The sequence below is a fragment of the Streptomyces sp. NPDC085932 genome, from assembly GCF_044540525.1.
Taxonomy (GTDB): Bacteria; Actinomycetota; Actinomycetes; order Streptomycetales; family Streptomycetaceae; genus Streptomyces; species Streptomyces levis.
In genome coordinates this window covers 710,006-725,832 of sequence record NZ_JBITSJ010000001.1, presented here as the reverse complement: position 1 = coordinate 725,832, position 15,827 = coordinate 710,006, and the positions used below count along the sequence as shown (strand labels likewise).

The following is a 15,827-nucleotide window of genomic DNA, read 5'->3' as shown; positions in this document are numbered from 1 at the left end:
CGCATGCATCTGCCACCCGCCCGGTTTTCGGGGCGGGCGGACTCAGCCGCGCAGGGCGTTCAGCCGCCGCCGGGCCGGACCGAGCGCCCGGCCCCGGGCGAGCAGGCCCGACCAGGGGTCGGTGCGCGCCTGCTCCACCGCGTCGGCGACGGTCCAGCGGCGGGCGTTCAGCTGCGGATCCTCCAGTTGCTCCCAGGTGATCGGGGTGGCCACGGGCGCGCCCGGCCGGGGCCGGACGGTGAAGGGCGCGACGGCGGTCTGCGCGTAGGCGTTGCGCTGGATGTCGAGGTAGAGCCGCTCGCCGCGCTCCTTCTTGCGGGCGGCGGTGGTGAGCCGGTCGGGGTGGGCCTCGGCGAGGGTGTCGGCGACGTCCCGGGCGAAGGCGCGCACCTCGTCGAAGTCGTGCCGGCCGTTCAGCGGCACGATCACGTGCAGTCCGCGCGAGCCGGTGGTCATCAGCGCCGACGGCAGCTCCAGCTCGTCGAGCAGTTCCCCCAGCAGGCCGGCCGCCTCCCGGACGGCCTCGAAGTCGTCACTCGCCGGATCGAGGTCGAAGACCATCCGGTCGGGGTGGTCCGGGCTGTCGGCGCGGGACAGCCAGCGGTGCAGGGTGATGCTGGCCTGGTCGACCAGGTAGAGCAGGGTGGCGGTGTCGTCGCACACGGCGTGGCGGACGGTGCCGCCCTCCTTGGCCAGCTCGACCCGCTTGATCCACTCCGGATAGTGCTCCGGGGTGTTCTTCTGCATGAAGCGGGGTCCGTCGATGCCGTCCGGGTGCCGTTCCAGCATCAGGGGCCGGCCGCGCAGGTGCGGCAGCATGAAGGGCGCCACGGCCCGGTGGTAGTCGATCAGGTCGCCTTTGGTGTACTCCTTGGCGTCGCCGCCGCCGGGGAAGAGCACCTTGTCCGGCCGGTGCACCTCCACCGTGCGGCGACCCGCCCGCACGCGGCGCGTGCCGTCGCCGTCGCTCACGGCACGACCGCCTCCTCCACCAGCAGCCGTCCGGCCGCCGCGATGGACTCCGCGTCGATGCCGGCGGCGTGCAGCTGCTCGTCCGGGGACGCCGAGCCGGGCATGGTCCGCACGGCGAGCCGCACCAGGCGCGGCACGGGCCGGCCGTCGGTGAACGCGTCGAGGACGGCGTCGCCGATGCCTCCCTCCGGGTGGTGGTCCTCCACGGTCACCAGGCAGCCGGTCTCCTCGGCGGCCCGGCGCAGGGTGGCGCGGTCGACGGGCTTGACCGAGTACAGGTCGATCACCCGCGCCCGGATGCCCTGCTCCTCCAGCGCGTCGGCGGCGGCCAGCGCCTCGTGCACGGTGACGCCCGCGGCGACCAGCGTCAGCCGGTCCTCGCCGGAGGAGCGCAGCACCTTGCTGCCTCCGACGGGGAACTCCTCGTCCGGGCCGTAGATCACCGGGGTCTCGCCGCGCGAGGTGCGCAGGTAGCGGATGCCCTCCAGGCCGGCCATGGCACCGACGAGGCGCGCGGTCTGGTTGGCGTCGCACGGGTACAGCACGGTCGAGCCGTGCACCGCCCGCATCATCGCCAGGTCCTCCAGACCCATCTGGCTGGGCCCGTCCTGGCCGATGGCGACCCCCGCGTGCGAGCCGACGAGGTTGACGCCGGAGCCGCTGACGGAGGCCATCCTGATGAAGTCGTACGCCCGGGTCAGGAACGCCGCGAACGTGGTGGCGTACGGCACCCAGCCGCGGGAGGCGAGCCCGACCGCGGAGGCGACCATCTGCTGCTCGGCGATGTAGCACTCGAAGTAGCGGTCGGGGTGCTCCTTGGCGAAGGCCTCGGCGCGGGTGGAGTCGCCGACCTCGCCGTCCAGGGCGACGATGTCGCCGCGTCCGGTGCCGAGCGCGGCGAGCGCCTCGCCGAAGGCGTTGCGGGTGGCGACCTCCTCGCCCTGCTCCCAGCGCGGCAGCTCGATGTCCCCGGTGTGGACGGAGTGCAGCATGCGCGTGGCGGGCGGCTCCTGCACCTGGATCCGCAGGTCGCGCGGGCCGCCGAGTTCGGCGATCGCCTCGTCGGCCTCGGGCAGCGGCTTGCCGTGCAGGCCCTCGCGGTCCTGGACAGCCTCGACGCCCTTGCCCTTGAGGGTGCGGGCGAGGATCGCGGTGGGCTGGCCCTTGGTGGAGGCGGCCTCGCCGTAGGCGCGGTCGACGGCGTCCACGTCGTGGCCGTCGACCTCGATGGTGTGCCAGTCGAAGGCCTGGAAGCGGCGGGCGTAGGCGTCCAGGTCGTGGCCGTGCCGGGTCGGGCCGCGCTGGCCGAGCCGGTTGACGTCGACGATCACGGTGAGGTTGTCCAAGTGCTCGTGGCCGGCGTGCTCGGCGGCCTCCCAGACGGAGCCCTCGGCCAGTTCGCTGTCGCCGCACAGCACCCAGGTGCGGTAGTCGCTGCGGTCCAGGCGCTTGCCGGCCAGGGCGATGCCGACACCGACGGGCAGGCCCTGCCCGAGCGAGCCGGTGGCCGTCTCGACCCAGGGCAGGCGCTGCGGGGTGGGGTGTCCTTCGAGCCGGCTGCCCAGCTTGCGGAAGGTGAGCAGTTCCTCGTCGTCGATGGCGCCGGCCGCCTTGTACGCGGCGTACATCAGTGGTGAGGCGTGGCCCTTGGACAGCACGAAACGGTCGTTGCCCGGATGGGCCGGGCGGTCGAAGTCGTAGCGGAAGTGGTGGGCGAACAGGACGGCCATCAGGTCCGCGGCGGACATCGAGGACGTCGGGTGCCCGGAGCCCGCCGCCGCGGCGGCGCGGACACTGTCGACGCGCAGCTGCTGTCCGAGGTCGGTGAGTTCACCGGTGTTCATGAGTCTCCTTTCGCGGAGTCGTCCGGGGCGTCGGTTCGCTTGACGGGCCCGGGAGAGGTACCGGGCCCCGGGGGCGGCTGATCGTCCGGGGGCGGCGGTCCGGCCACGTCCTGGCTCCCACCGACCGGCTGGTTCTTGGCGGGCTCGCCACCGGGCTGGTTCTTCGCGGGCTCGCCGCCCGGCTGGTTCTTCGCGGGCTCGCCACCGGGCTGGTTCTTCGCGGGCTCGCCACCGGGCTGGTTCTTCGCGGGCTCGCCACCGGGCTGGTTCTTCGCGGGCTCGCCACCCGGCTGGTTCTTCGCGGGCTCGCCACCGGGCTGGTTCTTCGCGGGCTCGCCACCCGGCTGGTTCTTCGCGGGCTCGCCGCCCGGCTGGTGTGTCGCCGTCGCCTCGGCTGGCTGGTTTGTCGTCGTCGCCCCGGCCGGGCGGCCCTTCGCCGTGTCGGACTCGAAGGGGCGCAGCACCGCCGGCCCGGACCCGGGCCGGGGGCCGGCCTGGGCGGGTCCGGGCCGCCCCTTCGCGGGCTCGTCACCGGCCCGGGCCCCCTCGGGTCCCGCACCGGTTCCCCCGCCCTGGGTGTCGGTCCCGGTTCCCCCGCCCTGGGTGTCGGTCTCGATCGCCGCTCCCGGCCCCGACCGCGCGCTCGTCCCCTGCCGTGGCCCGGGCCCGCCCGGCACCCGGGCGACCTCCGGCGACGACGTGTCCAGCGGCACGGACCAGGACCGTACGAGCCCCAACTGCACGGCCTGGCGCGGCAGTACGGCGTCCAGCAGCCAGTCGGCGGCGACCCGCACCCGGTTGCCGGGCATGGCGGCGAGGTGGTAGCCCCGTGTCACCGCGCCCGCCGGTACGCCGGAGAGGGTCACGCCGAGCGGATTGGCCGCGGCCTTCGCACCGCCCAGGTCGACGACGAAGCCCAGGTCACGGTGGCGGTACGGCTTGCGCGCCCCGCCGAGGCCCAGGGACGCGGCGACGTTCTCGGCCGCGATCCTGCCCTGCCGCCAGGCGTGCTGCGCGGTCATCGGCGTGTAGCCGCCGGGCTTCTCCAGATCGGGCACGGCCGCCACGTCACCGCACGAGAACACCTCCGGCCGCCCGGGCACCTGCAGCTGCGGGTCGACGAGCAGCCGCCCCTTCTCCATCGGCAGTCCGAGGGACTCGACCAGCGGGTCGGGCCGTACGCCCACGCACCACACCAGGGTGCGGGTGTCGACGAACTCGCCGTCGGTCAGCAGGACCCCGTCGTGCGTGGCCTCCTTCACCGAGGTCCCCATCCGCACGTCCACGCCCCGCTGCCGCAGCACCCGGTCGGCGGTGGCGGACAGCTTCGGATCCATCTCGGGCAGCACCCGCGGCGCCACGTCCAGCAGCATCCAGCGCGGCCGCATGCCCCGCCGCAGCGGGTGCCTGCGGACCTGCGCGTCGGTGAACATCTGCCCGTGCGCGGCGACCTCGGTACCGGTGTAGCCCGCGCCGACCACGACGAAGGTGCAGCGCGCGGCGCACGTCTTCGCGTCGTCTGCGGCGGCCGCGAGCTCGACCTGCCGGGTCACGTGGTCACGCAGGTACAGCGCCTCGGGCAGCCCGCGGAAACCGTGCGCGTGCTCGGCGACGCCGGGGATCGGCAGCAGCTTGTTGACGCTGCCCGCGGCGAGCACCAGCCGGTCGTAGGCGAGGGTGCCCTCCTCGCCCTCGGGCCCCGTGTAGTGCACGGTGCGCTCGTCCAGGTCGATCCGGTCGGCCCCGCCCAGCACCAGCCGTACGTGCGGCAGCGTGTCCGAGAGGGAGACCGTGACCCGGCGGGGCTCCAGAATGCCGGCGGCGACCTGGGGCAGCAGGGGCAGATAGAGGAAGTAGTCGGTCGGGTTCAGCAGGGTGATGTGGGCCCGGCCCCGGGTGAGCCGGGACAGGGTGCGGGCCGTGCGGTATCCGGCGAAACCGGCACCGACGATCACGATGCGGGGTCGACTCACGGTTGACTCGCCTCCGGCGCTGTTCGCGTACCTCGGGAGCCTTCCGCGTCCCCCTGGCCGGAACACCCAAACGTCCGCCCGCCCGGTGCGGCCGGTTTCCGGCGGCCCGCCCGGGTACCCGGTGCGGGATACGGACCGCCGACGTAGCGGAGGCACTCCCCCATGCCCGAATACGGTTACTTCCTCTCCTGCGAGCAGTACGGACCCGCGGAGCTGATCGAGCAGGCGCGGATGGCCGAGCAGGCCGGATTCCAGGCGCTGTGGATCTCCGACCACTACCACCCGTGGAACGACGAGCAGGGCCAGAGCCCGTTCGTGTGGTCGGTGATCGGCGCGCTGTCCGAGGCGGTGTCCCTGCCGATCGAGACGGCGGTGACCTGCCCGACCGTGCGCATGCACCCGGCGGTGGTGGCGCAGGCCGCGGCGACCAGCGCGGTGATGACGAACAACCGCTTCCGGCTCGGCGTCGGCTCGGGCGAGGCCCTCAACGAGCACATCCTGGGCGACCACTGGCCGCCGGCCCACGTCCGGCTGGACATGCTGGAGGAGGCCATCCAGGTGATGCGCCGCCTGTTCACGGGCGAGGAGGTCAACCACCACGGCCCGCACTACACGGTCGAGAACGCCCGTCTGTACACGGTCCCGGACGAGCCGATCCCGATCGACATCTCCGGTTTCGGCCCGGCGGCGACCGCGCTCGCCTCCCGCGTCGGCGACGGCTACATCACGGTCATGCCCGACGAGACGATGGTGGAGCAGTACCGCAAGGGCGGGGGCGGCGGAAAGCTGGTCAGCGGCGGCACCAAGGTCTGCTACGGCACCGACAAGGAGGAGGCCGTGCGCACCGTCCACCGGCTCTGGGCGAACGAGCAGCTGCCGGGCGAGCTGGGCCAGGTGCTGCCCTCGCCGAAGCACTTCGAGCAGGCGCAGCAGCTGGTCACCGAGGACATGGTGCGCGCGAACCGGGTGTGCGGCGACGACGTGGACGAGCACGTGGCGGAGCTGAAGCAGTTCGCCGACGCGGGCTTCGACCGGGTGTACGTCAACCAGATCGGCCCGGACCTGCGCGGCTTCTTCGACTTCTACCGCACGAAGGTGCTGCCGCAGCTGCCGTGAGGGCCGTCGGCGCCGTGAGGGCCGTGAGCGGAAATCGGGAGGTGTCACGGGAACGGGTCGCCTACAGTCGCCGGCATGTCTCTTCGTCTGCGTCTGCGTGCCGCCCTGCCGGAGGCGATCCGGTCCCGTGACAAGGCCGCGGTGAGCGCCCTGCGGAGCACGCTGGCCGCGCTCGACAACGCCGAGGCGGTCCCCCTGGACGGGGACTCCCCGCGCGCCGGGGCCCTGGAGGCCTCACCGGCCGGCGCCGGCGCCACCGAGGCGGCCCGGCGTGAACTCGACGAGCGTGAGGTGCTGGACGTCGTGCGCGCCGAGGCCGACGAGCGACTGGAGGCGGCGGCCCGGCTGACCACACCCGCGCACGCCGCCCGAGCCGAACGACTCCGGGCCGAGGCCCAGGTACTGCTCCGGTTCCTCGACACGAGCGAGGAGCCCCACCCGACCTCGGGCCGTTCCGGCTAGCGCCGGAACGGCCCGATCAGCCTGTGGTCCGTGTTCCCGGCGCAGCGACCCGCGGCCGCCGCCGGACGGTTCCGTCGTGCGTGCCAGGCGTCACGACCGGGGGTGCGGGACGTCCGGGTCGTCGGCCGGTCGCGGGGGCACGATGCCGGGGGTGGGCCCGGAGGGGACGGTCCCGGTCGGGCCGCCCGCGACGGGCGGGGCCGGCGGGATCGGCGGGACGGGGGCGGTCCGGTCCGCTCCGCCGTGGCCGGGGGCCGTGCCCGCCGCGTGCCCGCCGCGCGGCTTGGAGGGCTTGGCCGTGCCGCGCAGCACGTAGGCCAGGACAGCCAGGATCACGGCGGTGATCAGCGCGGCGGCCCAGTCGGGCAGGACCAGGGCGAGGGCCAGTCCCACGGCGAGCGCGAGGGCCGCGCCCGCGTACAGGGCGAGCGCGCCCGACGCGGCGTACAGCGCGGCCTTGCGGCGCTGCTTGCGCGTCTGCTCCCGCAGCTCGTCCCGTACGGTCTCGCGCGCCACCTGCGCCAGCTCGTCGACCAGGTGCTTGTCCAGATGCTCCAGGTGATCCAACGGCTTCATGCCCGGTCGGGTACCCTCGCCCCCCGGCCGGTAACTAGGCTCGTGCGCATGGAGATTCTGGGTGCCACACTGCGCGTCTGCGTCGACGACCTCGAGACGGCGATCCCCTTCTACGAGCGGCTGGCGGGCGGCACCGCCCAGCGCTTCGAACGGGGCGGTGTCCAGGTGGCGGCGATCGGCTGCTTCCTGCTGATGAGCGGTCCGCCGGCCGAACTGGAGCTGCTGCGCAAGGTGGCGGCGACGATCGCCGTGACGGACGTGGACGAGACCCACAAGGTGCTCACCGAGCTGGGCGCGCACGTCGTCGCGGGCCCGATCGCCTCCCCGGCGGGCCGCAACCTCATCGCCCTGCATCCCGACGGCTCGGTCTACGAGTACGTGGACCGCCGGGCGTGACGCGGGCCGGGGTCCGGCTCAGCGCCGCCGGGGCCCGTCGACCATCTCGGTGGTGATCGCCCAGCGTTCGTGGTCGCGCCAGGCCCCGTCGACGAAGAGCATCTTCGGGGAGAAGCCCTCCAGGCGGAAGCCGCAGCCGCGTGCCAGGGCGATCGACGCGGCGTTGAGGGGCTGGACGTTGATCTCCAGCCGGTGCAGCCGGAGGGTGCCGAACGCGTACCGCACGACGAGGTTCAGCCCTTCGCGCATCAGCCCGCGTCCGGCGGCGTGCGCGAAGGCGCCGTAGCCGAGGGCCCCGGACCGGAAGCCGCCCTCGACGATGTTGTTGATGTTGATGAACCCGGCGATGGACCCGTCGTGCTTCTCGCAGACCAGGAAGCCGGCTCGGGCGGGATCCTCGATCAGCCGGCCCGCGTAGGCGGTGTACGCCTGGGCGGTGAGCGGCGGGAAGAGCCAGGGGTGGTGCAGGTCCTTGCTCTCCCGGGCCCGGGCGGTGAACTCGGCGCCGTCCTCCGGGGTGAAGTGCCGGATGCCTACGCGGGGGCCCTCGGCGAGGTGGCGGGATGCGGTGTGGGGCATCCCGCCACAGTAACCTCGCCGGCTCCGTCGCTCAGGGGCCGGCCGACGCTCACGGGCCGGCCACGGGCAGCCGGAGCACGCCGGTGTGGCCCGGCCCGCTGACGACGGTCACCGGCTTGATGCCGCGGTTGCCGAAGTACGCGTCGTCGCTCGCGGCGATCACGAACCGCAGCCGGTGCCCGGTCTCGTAGCGGTGCACGATGCCGGGCAGGGTGACGGTGAAGCTCCTGGTCACGTCCGGCACCCGCACGGGGGCGACCAGGCGCCGCACCAGCGTGCGGGTGCCGTCGGGGGCGACGTCGTAGACCTTGGCGAACAGGACGAGCTTGTCGGCCGCGTCGCCGGAGTGCTGGGCGCGCTCGGCCTTCGGGGAGACGACCCTGAGTGTGGCCCGGGGCGCGCCGACGACGTCCAGGGGCCGCCTCAGCGGGGCGCTGGTCCAGGCGAGGTGGGTGCCCTTGGCGTCGCGCGGCGGCGAGTCCGGCATTCCGAGGAGCCCGGCCAGGGAGCTCTCCGAATGGCTCGTCGGGATGACCCAGTTGGTGTAGGTGCGCCGGCCCGGCGTCACCTGGGCGCGGTGCTCGACGAGCCGGCCGTCGCCGGAGAGGTACAGGGTGCGGTCGAGGGCGGGCAGGCGGTCGGCGCCGGCGTAGGTGCGGTCCGGGTCGGCGATCCAGTCGCGGTAGTAGGCGAAGGCCGGGCCCGTGTCGGTGTGCGTCCGCTCGCGCAGATGGCGGTCGAACCAGGCGAGGATCCGGCGTCCCACGTAGCTGGTCTCCAGGTTGCCCTTGGACAGGTCGAGTTCGGCGGCGGCCGCGGGGCCGGAGATGCCGCCGCTGTGCCCCCAGGACTGCCAGATCATCTTCACGGGCGTGCCCTGCGCCCTGAGCGTCCGGTACGTCGCCGTCGCCTCGTTGAGGTTGAACAGGGTGTCGGCCTGCCCCTGTACCAGCAGGGTGGGTGCCTTGACGCGGTGCAGGTACGACACCGGCGAGACGCGGCGCGCGAAGGCGAGCAGCTCGGCGGTGCGATCGGCCGGGTAGCTCCCGGAGTTGAGGGTGTGGACGGTCCGGCAGGCCTCGGTGACGAAGTGCAGGCAGGCCAGGGAGTTGATGCGGGACGGGTCGAGGCTGGGCTGGAGCAGCGGCTGGCCCTCCCCGATGAGGTAGAAGCCGTTGGTCCACTGCCATTTGAAGGCGCCGGGCACGCCGCCGGCGCCGACGGCGTTGTTCGGGTCGAGCGCGTACGCCAGGTCGTTCCAGGTGATCATGGGGACGAGTGCGTCGAGGCGGTGGTCGACGGCGGCCGTCGCCAGTTGCACGGCGCCGCCGTAGGAGCCGCCGATCATGCCCACCCGGGGGTCTCCCGGGGCGTCACGCGTGACGAAGTCGGCGGTGGTGCCGTCGTCGGCGGCGCGCTTCCCGCCGAGGAAGTCGACGAGTTGCGAGGCCGCCGCGCCGTCGATGTCCGGGTCGTCGAGGGAGACGAGGCAGCCGCTGCGGCCGAAGCCGAGTCCGGAGTAGACGAGTGAGACGTAACCGCGCTGGGCGAAGGCCTTGCCGATGGTGTCGGTCGAGCCGTCGGACTTGCTGCCGCCGAAGCCGTTCGTGCCGAGCACGGCGGGGGCCGGGTGGTCCCGGTCGACGCCCGCCGGGCGGTACAGGTCGGCGTCGACCGTGCAGGCGCGCCCGCCCGCCTGGACCGTGAACCTCAGCGGGGTGACGGAGTAGGCGCCGGCCGCCGTCGCGGGTGGGGTGAGGGCGAGGGGGACGGCCAGGGCCGCGCCGAGGGCGAGTGCGAGGGGTGCGCGGAACCTGGGCACGCGTCGGGACACACGGACCTCCACGATGAGGGCGACGGCAGGACACATCCGGACGATCCGGCGACGATGGGATACCGACCAGTAGGTACCGATCGGTAGTCATGGTGTGACACGTGTCAGGAGGCGTCAATCACCGAAACGAGGGTTTCTTGACGGGATTTCAGCAGCCGTCCCCGCTCAGCCGAGAGCCGGTTCGTCCAGCGTCAACGTACCCGCTGCGGCGTCGAGTTCGGCCATGACACCGAAGGGCACGGTCAGCGCGCCGTCGCCGTGCCCGAACCCGAAGTCCTCCACGACCGGCACCCCGAGCCCGCCCAGCCGGTCGGCGAAGACCGCGCGCAGGTCCTCGTACGGGCCGCAGGCCGCCCAGGAGCCGAGCAGGATCCCGGCGACCCCGTCCAGCCAGCCCGAGCGCAGGAGTTGGGTCAGGTACCGGTCCAGTCGGTAGGGGCTCTCGCCGACGTCCTCCACCAGCAGCAGCCCGCCCCGGGCACCGGCGTGGGCGTGCGGGGTGCCGAGGTCGCTCGCGAGCAGGCTCAGACAGCCGCCGAGCGTGACGCCCCGGGCCCGTCCGGGCACCAGCGCGCGGCCGCCCGGGGGCACGGCCGTGAGGGTCCGCGCGGACTCGGGTTCGAAGAGGGTGGCCCGCAGCCCTTCCTGGGCCCGGTCCTGCTTGAGGAAGTCGACGCCGGCGGCCGCGGGCCCGTACAGGGTGACCAGGCCCAGGCGGGTGGCGAAGGCCTGGTGCAGGACGGTGATGTCACTGAACCCGGCGAACACCTTCGGACCCGCCGCCCGCATCGCGTCCCAGTCGAGCAGGTCGACCATGCGCTGTGCGCCGTAGCCGCCCCGGGCGCACAGCACCGCGGAGACCGACGGGTCGCACCAGGCGTCCTGCAGATCGGCGGCCCGCTGCTCGTCCGTGCCGGACAGGTAGGCCAGCGTCCCGTGCCGGCCCAGAACGTGCGGCGCCACGACGGGGTCGAGGTCCCAGCCGCGCAGGACGTCGAGCCCGGCCTCCAGCCGCTCCTCGGGCACCGGGCCGCTCGGGGCGACGACGGCCACGCGGGCGCCGGGGGCGAGCCGGGGCGGCCGGACGAGCGGTCTCACTCGGCGAGCTCCAGGGTGGGGACGCCGAGCGTGTTCAGCCGGAACACCTGGGCGTACAGGGACAGTTCGGCCTCCAGGGCGCGCACCATGGTCTCCGCCCTGCGGAAGCCGTGCCCCTCCCCCTCGAAGGCGAGGTAGGCGTGCGGCACCCTGCGGCCCGCCAGCCGGGCCAGGAACCGCTCGCACTGGACGGGCGGGCAGATCACGTCGTCCAGGCCCTGGAGCAGCAGGAACGGCACGCGCAGGCGGTCGGCGTGGGCGGCGGGCGAGCGCTCGGCGTACCGGGCGGGCACCTCGGCGAGCGGCCCGATCAGGCTCTCCAGGTACAGCGACTCGAAGTCGTGGGTCTCCCCCGTGCCCCAGCCGGTGAGGTCCAGGATGGGGTACTTGATGGTGCCGCAGGCGTACACGTCGGTCGTGGTGAGCGAAGCGGCCGCGGTCCAGCCGCCCGCGCTGCCGCCCCGCACGGCGAGCCGGCCGCGGTCGGCGGTGCCCTCCTCGGCGAGGGCCAGGGCGACGGCGGCGCAGTCCTCGACGTCTACCACGCCCCACTGCTCGCGCAGCCGCTCGCGGTAGGCGCGGCCGTAGCCGGTGGAGCCGCCGTAGTTGACCTCGGCGACGCCGATGCCGCGCGAGGTGAAGTAGGCGATCTCCAGGTCGAGCACGAGGGGGGCGCGGCCGGTGGGCCCGCCGTGCGCCCAGACGACGTACGGGGGCAGTTCGTCGCCGGGCGCGACGCAGGCGGGATGGTGCGGCGGGTAGATGTGGGCGTGGATGTCACGCCCGTCCGGGCCGGTGAAGGTGCGGATCTGCGGCTCGGGGTAGAAGGCGGGGTCCACGGCGTCGTCGTGCTCGGCGCCGACGACCCGGGCGTGGCCGGTGCGCGTGTCCAGTTCGACGACCTCGTAGGCGCTGCGCGGGCTCGCGCCGACGGCGACGACCCGTTCGCCGTGGGCCGCGAGGGTGGGCGCGAACTCGGTCCAGGGCCCGGCCGCGTCGACGACCTCGCCCGTCTCGGGGTCGAGGACGCCGAGGGCGGTGGCGCCCCGGCCGTGCACGACGGCGACGAGGCCGCTCGCCAGGGGCGTGAACCATCGCGACCCCAGCTTCCACAGCGCGTCGGCGAACTCCTCCTCGCGCGGGCACACCGGCTGTCCGTCGAGGTAGAGGTTCCACCAGCCGGTGCGGTCGCTGGCGTGCAGCAGGCGGTTGTCGTGCGTCCAGTCGGCCTGGGCGATCGCCTCCCCGGGTCCGCCGGCCACGGTGCGGGCGCCGCGCAGGGTGCCGTCCTCGCCGACGTCGGCGAGGACCAGTTCGGTGCCGTCCCAGGGCATGCGGGGGTGGTCCCAGGCGAGCCAGGCCGCGCGCCGCCCGTCGGGCGAGAGCCTCGGTCCGGTGAGGAACCGGTGCCGGCCGTCGGTGAGTTCGCGCACGGCGCTGCGGTCCTGGGCGGCGGATCCGTCCAGCGGCACGGCGGCCAGCACGCGGCGCACGTCGGTGGGCCCGTCACCGGTGAACTCCTCCAGCACGCACCACACCTCGCCGTGTTCCGGCCTGAGCGTCGGCTCCGCCCAGCGCAGACCGGCGCCCACCGGGGAGACGGGCGTGAGGGGGACCGGTTCGCCGCCCGGGCGGCAGCGGTAGAGCCGCTGGTCGGCGAAGTTCACGAACACCACCAGGGGGCCGTCGTCGTCCGGCTGGGCCGCCCAGGGGTGTCCGCCGTACTCGATGACCCGGCTGCGCACGTTCCAGGGCGCGGGCAACAGCGGTTCCTCCCGGCCGTCGGCGTGCCGCCGCACCAGGGTGCGCCGGCCGGCCTCGGCGGGGCGCGGCTCGGTCCACCACACCTCGTCCCCGACGAAGCCCACGTACTCCGGGTGCCCGTCGTGCGCGGCGGCCAGGGCCGCGTCGATGGGCGAGGGCCACGCCCCGTACGCCAGCGTCCGCACCGTCTCCCCCACTCGGTCAGGCGGTCCGCAGGAACCGGTCGAGGACGCGGACGCCGAAGTGCAGCGCCTCGACCGGTACCCGCTCGTCGACGCCGTGGAACATCGCAGCGTAGTCGTAGCCGTCCGGCAGCCTCAGCGGGGTGAAGCCGTAGCCGGTGACGCCCAGGCGCGAGAACTGCTTGGCGTCCGTACCGCCGGACATGGAGAAGGGCACGACGTGGCCCTCCGGCGCGAACTCCTCGACGGCGGCGCGCATCCGCGCGAAGGTCGGCGAGTCCACCGGCGCCTGCAGGGCGACCTCGCGGTGGTGGTACTCCCACTCCACGTCCGGGCCGGTGAGCCGGTCCAGCGTGGTGCGGAACTCCTCCTCCCCGCCGGGCAGGTACCGGCCGTCGACGTACGCCACGGCCTCCCCGGGAATGACGTTGACCTTGTAACCGGCGTCGAGCATGGTCGGGTTGGCGCTGTTGCGCAGGGTGGGCTCGACGAGCCTGCCGGCCGGGCCGAGCTTGTCCAGCAGGGCGTCCACGTCGGCGAGGTCGGTCTCGATGCCGTACAGGGCGGCGAGTTCGGTGAGCGCGGCGCGCACGGTCGGGGTCAGGCGCAGCGGCCACTCGTGCGCGCCGATCCGGGCGATCGCGCCGGCGAGGCGGGTGACGGCGTTGTCCCGGTTCACCTTGGAGCCGTGCCCGGCGCGTCCGCGCGCGGTGAGCTTCAGCCAGGCCGTGCCGCGTTCCCCGGCCGCGATCGGGTAGATCTGCCGTCCGGCGCCGTCGTGGAAGGTGAACGCGCCCGACTCGCTGACGCCCTCGGTGCAGCCCTCGAAGAGCGCGGGGTGCCGGTCGGCGAGGAATCCGGCACCGTCCTCGGCGCTGTCCTCCTCGTCCGCGGTGAACGCGACGACGATGTCCCGCCGGGGCCGGACGCCCTGCCGGGCCCAGCCGCGCAGCACGGCCAGGATCATCGCGTCCATGTTCTTCATGTCGACGGCGCCGCGCCCCCAGACGACCCCGTCGCGGATCTCCCCGGAGAACGGGTGGACGCTCCAGTCGGCGGCCGCGGCGGGCACGACGTCCAGGTGGCCGTGGAGGAGCAGCGCGTCGGCCGAGGGGTCGGTGCCCTCGATGCGCGCGACGACGTTGGTGCGTCCCTCGGTGCGCTCCAGCAGGGTCGGTTCGATCCCGGCGTCGGCGAGCCGCGCGGCGGCGTACTCGGCGGCGGGCCGCTCCCGGCAGTCGCCGCCGCCCCGGTTGGTGGTGTCGATCCGGATGAGGTCGGACGTGAACGTCACGACCTCCTCCAGTGCCCGTGCGTCCGTCCGCTCAGCCATACTGCTCCTCCACCGCGGCCGCGACGATCGTGGTGACCGCCTTGAAGGCGCGGATGCCCTCGTACATGGTCCCGCTCGTGCAGGCCACCTTCCGCTCCCCGATCCGCTCCACACCCGGCACGACGGTGGCGGCCATGGCCAGGTGCTCCGCGTCGAACTCGACCGCCACGGTGAACGGACCGTTGCGGACGGGTTCGTGACGCACCGCCAGCCCTGCGGCCTCCTTGGCGGCGGCCCGGATGTCGGCGGCGGTGCGCGCGGGGGTGCGGCACACGGCCGCGTACCGGGAGACATGGTCCTTCACGGCGACCTTCAGCGCCTCCGGCGCGTACCCGAGCGCGTCCTCGCAGGCCACGTCGTCCCCGGTGACCAGTACGACCGGCACCCCGAACTCGGCGGCGACGTGGGCGTTGAGCAGCCCCTCGCTCGCCCGCACGTCGTTCAGCCAGACGCCCGTGATGGAGTTGGCCAGGTAGGTGTGGGCCAGGACGCCCTCCATGCCGGCACCCGCGTGGTAGCCGACGAACGCGACGCCGTCGACGTCGCCGTACTGCACTCCCTCCACCATGGACAGGGCCTTGTGCCGCCCGGTGAGCAGCTGGGCCCGCTCGTCCAGCTGCTCCAGCAGCAGATTGCGCATCGTCGCGTGCGCCTCGTTGATGAGCACCTCGTCGGCGCCGCCGTCCAGGAAGCCGAGCACGGCGGCGTTGACGTCGGAGGTGAACAGCGACCGGCAGCGCTCCCACGGGGACGCGCCGGGGATCACGTCGTCCGGCCACGTGACGCCGGTGGCGCCCTCCATGTCGGCGCTGATCAGGATTCTCATGACGAGCCGTCCCGGGTGGAGATCTTCATGGTTCGTCACGTTACGCGCTGCGGGCGCAACCGGCTACGACGTGGTCGCCGGCGGACCGGCAGGTCGCTCTCAGCCGGTGCGCCCCGCCACCAGCCACTGGGACGGCAGCTCCACGCGCGTGCCGTCGGGGCGGTACTCCGTGGTCGTCAGGGGCAGTTCACCGCTCGCCAGGACGGTGAGCCCGGCCGAGCGCAGATACGCGGGCACGGCCTCGTCGGGGACCTCACCGGGTGCGATGCCGTGCCGGAACACGGGCGCGAGTTTGGGCGGAGGTCCGTCCGGGCCGCTCGCCAGGCCCATGAGCACGGCCTTGGCGGCACCGGAGAGCTCCACGAGGAAGGCCCGGCCGCGGTCGCCGACCAGTGTGGCGATCCCGTCGGCGAGCGCCTGCCGGTCGTCCGGCTCGCACTGGTGCAGGACGCCCCGCAGATAGACGTTGCAGTCGCCGAGCTCCGCGTGCAGGGCCTGCACTTCGCCCTTCTCGGCCGCGTCGAGCTGCCGGTACGCCGCCTGCCCCGCCGGGTCGGCCCGGCGCGCGTGCTCCAGGGCCGCGGCGGACAGGTCGGCGCCCACGACCCGCGGGAAGCGGTCGGCGAGGTACCGGGTCTGCGTGCCGTTGCCGCAGCCGAGATCCACCAGCGGCAGCGCGAAGTCGGCCAGATGGGGCTCGAACAGCGCCAGGTGCGGCCCGACGGTCAGGGCCGGCTCCGCGTCCCAGAGCACCGCCCCCGGAGCGTCGGACGCCTCACGCCAGAACCCCTCCCAGGATTCCCGGTACCGACTCGTCACGCTCATGCCCACTCCCCGGGGTGCGAACCGATCCCGCCCTCAGCGACGGGCGA

Annotated in this window: 14 protein-coding genes; 3 read left to right on the top strand and 11 right to left on the bottom strand. The window is 74.0% G+C overall.

From position 1 onward, the window contains the following. Window positions 1–42: 42 nt before the first annotated feature. Genes ligD through ACIGAQ_RS02810 form a run of 3 tightly spaced genes read right to left on the bottom strand, consistent with a single transcriptional unit; the run spans window position 43 to window position 4,789 of the window. Window positions 43–972 carry a non-homologous end-joining DNA ligase gene (gene ligD, locus ACIGAQ_RS02820; protein ID WP_399778674.1) on the bottom strand — a complete coding sequence of 310 codons (930 nt, stop codon included), beginning with the start codon at window positions 970–972 and terminating at the stop codon, window positions 43–45. After that, window positions 969–2,816, bottom strand: a complete 1,848-nt coding sequence (locus tag ACIGAQ_RS02815) for a transketolase (RefSeq protein ID WP_399778672.1) — start codon at window positions 2,814–2,816, stop codon at window positions 969–971. The genes ligD and ACIGAQ_RS02815 overlap by 4 nt, the downstream gene beginning before the upstream one ends. Further along, entirely contained in the window at window positions 2,813–4,789 is a 1,977-nt protein-coding gene (locus tag ACIGAQ_RS02810) for an FAD-dependent oxidoreductase (protein ID WP_399778670.1), read from the bottom strand. Before ACIGAQ_RS02810 ends, ACIGAQ_RS02815 begins: the two co-directional genes overlap by 4 nt. A gap of 162 nt (window positions 4,790–4,951) precedes the next feature. Between ACIGAQ_RS02810 and ACIGAQ_RS02805 the strand changes: the two genes are divergently transcribed. Further along, window positions 4,952–5,905: an LLM class F420-dependent oxidoreductase gene (locus ACIGAQ_RS02805; protein ID WP_311680933.1), complete on the top strand. Its 954-nt coding sequence runs from the start codon at window positions 4,952–4,954 to the stop codon at window positions 5,903–5,905. A gap of 117 nt (window positions 5,906–6,022) precedes the next feature. Beyond that, window positions 6,023–6,367, top strand: coding sequence for a hypothetical protein (locus ACIGAQ_RS02800; protein ID WP_399780636.1), 345 nt, complete (start codon window positions 6,023–6,025; stop codon window positions 6,365–6,367). 90 nt (window positions 6,368–6,457) lie between these two features. Here ACIGAQ_RS02800 and ACIGAQ_RS02795 read toward each other — a convergent pair whose 3' ends face one another. Continuing rightward, complete coding sequence (locus ACIGAQ_RS02795; protein WP_399778667.1) at window positions 6,458–6,943, bottom strand: phage holin family protein; 486 nt, start codon at window positions 6,941–6,943, stop codon at window positions 6,458–6,460. A 48-nt stretch (window positions 6,944–6,991) separates the two neighbouring features. Here ACIGAQ_RS02795 and ACIGAQ_RS02790 point away from each other — a divergent pair, with 48 nt between their 5' ends. After that, window positions 6,992–7,339 (top strand): VOC family protein, encoded by a 348-nt coding sequence (locus ACIGAQ_RS02790; RefSeq protein WP_311680930.1) that lies wholly within the window; start codon window positions 6,992–6,994, stop codon window positions 7,337–7,339. Window positions 7,340–7,357: 18 nt separating this feature from the next. On the opposite strand, the gene ACIGAQ_RS02785 is transcribed toward ACIGAQ_RS02790, so the two are convergent. The 7 genes from ACIGAQ_RS02785 to ACIGAQ_RS02755 all read right to left on the bottom strand — a co-directional run bounded on the left by ACIGAQ_RS02785 (window position 7,358) and on the right by ACIGAQ_RS02755 (window position 15,780). Beyond that, the gene (locus tag ACIGAQ_RS02785) at window positions 7,358–7,918 is read right to left on the bottom strand and encodes a GNAT family protein (protein WP_311680929.1); all 561 of its coding nucleotides are present in this window, start codon (window positions 7,916–7,918) and stop codon (window positions 7,358–7,360) included. A 49-nt stretch (window positions 7,919–7,967) separates the two neighbouring features. Then, complete coding sequence (locus ACIGAQ_RS02780; RefSeq protein ID WP_399778665.1) at window positions 7,968–9,788, bottom strand: CocE/NonD family hydrolase; 1,821 nt, start codon at window positions 9,786–9,788, stop codon at window positions 7,968–7,970. A 129-nt stretch (window positions 9,789–9,917) separates the two neighbouring features. Next, a complete protein-coding gene (locus tag ACIGAQ_RS02775) occupies window positions 9,918–10,850 on the bottom strand; it encodes an LD-carboxypeptidase (RefSeq protein ID WP_399778663.1) in 933 nt (310 codons plus the stop codon). Then, complete coding sequence (locus ACIGAQ_RS02770; RefSeq protein WP_399778661.1) at window positions 10,847–12,799, bottom strand: prolyl oligopeptidase family serine peptidase; 1,953 nt, start codon at window positions 12,797–12,799, stop codon at window positions 10,847–10,849. The genes ACIGAQ_RS02775 and ACIGAQ_RS02770 overlap by 4 nt, the downstream gene beginning before the upstream one ends. Before the next feature lie 16 nt (window positions 12,800–12,815). Next, complete coding sequence (locus ACIGAQ_RS02765; RefSeq protein ID WP_399778659.1) at window positions 12,816–14,129, bottom strand: M20/M25/M40 family metallo-hydrolase; 1,314 nt, start codon at window positions 14,127–14,129, stop codon at window positions 12,816–12,818. Beyond that, window positions 14,122–14,955, bottom strand: coding sequence for a M55 family metallopeptidase (locus ACIGAQ_RS02760; protein ID WP_399778658.1), 834 nt, complete (start codon window positions 14,953–14,955; stop codon window positions 14,122–14,124). The genes ACIGAQ_RS02765 and ACIGAQ_RS02760 overlap by 8 nt, the downstream gene beginning before the upstream one ends. Before the next feature lie 99 nt (window positions 14,956–15,054). Continuing rightward, window positions 15,055–15,780, bottom strand: coding sequence for a methyltransferase domain-containing protein (locus ACIGAQ_RS02755; RefSeq protein ID WP_311680921.1), 726 nt, complete (start codon window positions 15,778–15,780; stop codon window positions 15,055–15,057). Window positions 15,781–15,827: the final 47 nt, after the last annotated feature.